This window comes from Undibacterium sp. FW305-107 (assembly GCF_058788535.1).
The window spans coordinates 1-3,768 of the sequence record NZ_JBYTAV010000026.1; the positions used below are offsets into that span (position 1 = coordinate 1).

The window sequence follows — 3,768 nt, forward strand, 5'->3', positions numbered from 1 at the left end:
GCAGCGCTTTACCTGCGTTACAGCTTTGAGCCACGCAAGCCCCCGGTGACATTCCCGCCTGTTGCTCCCAAGGCTTATTACCAGGGTAACTGAGTCAGGGTAACCAGGCTTAAAGTCGTCAATGCAAAAAAAACCGTTCAAATCCTGCAGGATTGAGCGGTTTTTTATTGGATTTACAATAGATTTACAATTCCTGCCACACATACACTTCCTATTTGGCTTGGCTTACTTCAAAATGCTGGTGAAGTGAGTGGTTTGTTTATAAGACATTATTAGACAATATGCTCACCAGCCAAGAAGTGAAAAGGGGACATGAATGACTTTTAAGAAGAAAGCGCTGGTACTGGCGCTTTTGACGGCATATCTGGAAAGCGGGGCGGCACTCGCTAATTCCCCTTTGACGCAACAATTGAAAGAACAGGCGCAATTCTGGGCGCAACGTGGCAAGGATGAAAATGCGGCAGATGCCTGGCGCAAAGTATTAAAAATAGAACCATCCAATGTAGATGCCTTGCTGGCACTGGTTTTATTTGAAGCCAAAGCCGGTAATACAGCACAGGCAAAATCCTATTATTCCAAACTACGGGGCTCGCAAGCCACTATTACGCAACTGCGCACGGCAGAAAATGCTGTCTTGCAGGGTGGCAGTGGTAGCGGCGGGCAACTGGAAGAAGCGCGCAAGCTGGCAAAGCAGGGTGATTCTGACAGCGCAGTAGAAGCCTACAAGCAAATGGGTGACCCATCCAAACTCAAAGGGGACGCTGCATTTGAATATTTCCAGGTATTGGCAGGTACCAAAGCTGGCTATCCCGATGCCAAACGTGGCCTGGAAAAACTATTGAAAGAAAATCCTGGCAATACCCGCTATGCACTGGCTTATGCCCAGGTGCTGACTTACCGTGAGCCAACGCGCATTGAAGGAATGGCCGCACTGGAGCAACTGACGGTCAAAGCCGATGTGGGCAAACAAGCCGGTGACTCCTGGCGCCAGGCCTTGAGCTGGATGGGCGTAAAGAATGAAAACGCCAAACACTTCCGTCGTTATCTCGATAAATTCCCGAATGACCAGGTCATCAGCGAGCGTCTTGCCAGTTTAAGTCACCCTGCCGCACCGGTAGTGCCAGAAGAAAAATCCAGCCCGGCCAAGGTTATGGCGGCGGCCAAGCAAAGTACGGCAGTCCAGGCCGCAGCCGAAAGCAAACAAAAAATAGAAGCTGCACCGAAACCGGAAGTTGTTGCCAAGGCCGAATCCAGGCCGGAATCCAAGGCAGAATCAAAAAACAGCAATAAGGGAGAGACACAGGCAAAGTCAGGGAGTGAGGCACCAGAAAAAGCACGCATTGCTGCGTTCAAGGCACTTGACGATAATGATCTGAAAACAGCAGAAGCGGCTTTTCAGGCCTTGATCAAATCGCATCCCAGAGACTCTGCCGGTTACGGTGGCATGGGACTGGTAAAAATGCGCCAGGATGAATTCGTCGAGTCGCGCGCACTCTTGCAAAAAGCGGTGGAATTGTCGCCAGTAAATCGCAAGGAACAATGGAAACCAGCCTTCGACCGTGCCAATTACTGGGGTTTGATTACCGACGCGCGCACTGCATTTGAAGACAGCAATAGCAGCAAAGGCATCGCTTTGCTGCGAAAAGCAGTCGAAATGGATCCCAAGGAGGCGGTCGGCATATTGCAACTGGGTGATGCCTTGCTGGCAGAAAATGATTTGGCTGGTGCCGAAGCAAATTTCCGCTTGGTATTGCGCGACGATAAAAAAAACCTGGGAGCACTCGATAGCCTGATCGGTCTTCTGGCTTTGCAAAAACGTATCAAGGATCTGGAAGAATTGAGCGCCTATATGTCGCCACGCCAGATGACCGTGCTGTCTGAGTTGAAGGCGACACAGTTATGGGACAAAGCCAAGGCGGCTGAAGCAGCGGGTGATATCGCCACTGCCCAGGCCAATCTGGAGGATGCAGTATTGATGACGCCTGACAACCCCTGGTTGCGTATGGCTTTGGCAAAAATTTATCTGGGTCAGAATGCTCCTGGTGCCGCACGCGCCCTGATGGATGCGATTGCCAATGTAGAAAACCCTCAGGCCGAAGCCTTATATGCCAGCGCCTTGCTGAGCGCCATGCAGCAATTATGGTGGGAAGGCCTGATGACGCTGGAACGCTTGCCTGCGGCTGCCAGAAAACCGGAAATGTTCGAGCTGCAAAAGCGTCTCTGGACCAGGGTACAGGTGGATAGGCTGAATGTGTTTGTCAATCGCGGTGATACTGCAAGAGCACGCGAACTGCTGGGCATCATAGAAAATACAGCGGGCAATAATGCAGAATTCGTCGGCATTATTGCTGCCTTTCACATGAAGGTAGGGGATCCTGCGCATGGTTTGGCATTGGTCAAGCGTGCAGTAGAAAGCACACCTAATCCTCAGGCGGGTTTGTTGCTGCAATATGGCATGGCCTTGTTGCGGGCAAATCAGGAAGCAGAAGTGCTGGCCGTCATGCGCAAGGTTGCTGATATGCCCAAGTTGACGGCAGAAGAAGTTACTGATTACAAAGACTTGCAACGCATAGTCTCCATGCGTTATTCCGAGCGCGCACGTGAAGCAGGTGACTATGCCAGCGCCTTTAATTTTATCCAGCCCATGTTGATGGCTGACCCTGAAGACAATTTATTATTGCTGGCTTTGGCACGCATCTATTCGTCATCAGGGGATACCGATTCTGCCAAGGATTTATATCAACGCGTCTTGCAGTCGGAACCAGATAATCCTGAAGTCTTGCAAGGCCTGGTGTATGCCGCCATACAGGTCAAGGATTTTGACACCGCCGAGCAGCACCTGGCAACGTTGATGCAATTACAACCGGGCAATCCAAGATTTATTTCTTTGGCCGGTAACCTGGCGCGTGCGCGTGGCAATACCGGTAAAGCTTTGGAGTATTTCAGACAGGCATTGGCGCTGGAACAGGCACAAAGGCCAGGTACTGATATGGGGGCGAATGGCATACGACTGGTCGCACAGGCGCAGCCAGTCAATGAGTTCAGCGTCAATCCCTTTGCTGACCGCAGTGGCAGAACACAAACAGCTGTCGCATCCTATGCAGCACCCGCACCGCAGGCAGTGACTCCTAATTCCAGGAGCGCCATTTTTGCTCCGGTAGGTGTGCCATTGCAGACTGCGCAGCCACAATACATGCAGCCGCAGTATGCACAACCGCAATACTCACAACCACAATACGCGCAGGCACCTCAACCAATACAGCCTTCACCGCAGTACGTGATACCGCAATTGCCAGCCACAACCATGGCGGCTGCACAAACACGTGTAACGAATCCGGTGGCAGTTGCGCCAGCAGCTATGACGAGTATTCCGCAACTCCCTGCCAGCGCATTTAATAATAGAGCGTCCGCACCTGCACCTTTGCCTCAACAAGCTTATGCAGGCAATGCAGTGCCTGCGGTAGTGCAGGGCGGTTCCAGCGGTAATGTCAGTAGTGCGACAGGAGCTGCTACTGTATATCAGATTCCACCAGCGAACCTGACTCGCAGCCCGTTGACACAAGCTACACCAGTACAAGCTAATCCATTGCAAAATCAGGCTGTGCCCAAAAATAATTATGAAGCCGGCAGCGCTGCTAATGTACCAGCATTGGTGACACCTTATGTACCAACCAAAGCCAGTTATTCAGCCGCGCCCGTGCCGGTGCCTCAGCAATATGCGGTAAGTAATAGCAAAGCGAGGTCAGTCAAGGCCGCAAATGTGAGCGC

Annotated in this window: 1 protein-coding gene; it reads left to right on the forward strand. The window is 51.7% G+C overall.

Annotated features, from left to right (window positions below):
• Positions 1-316 precede the first annotated feature (316 nt).
• Positions 317-3,768: tetratricopeptide repeat protein (locus AC3WQT_RS28865; RefSeq protein ID WP_492709467.1), on the forward strand; the 3,452-nt coding region annotated here is incomplete at its 3' end.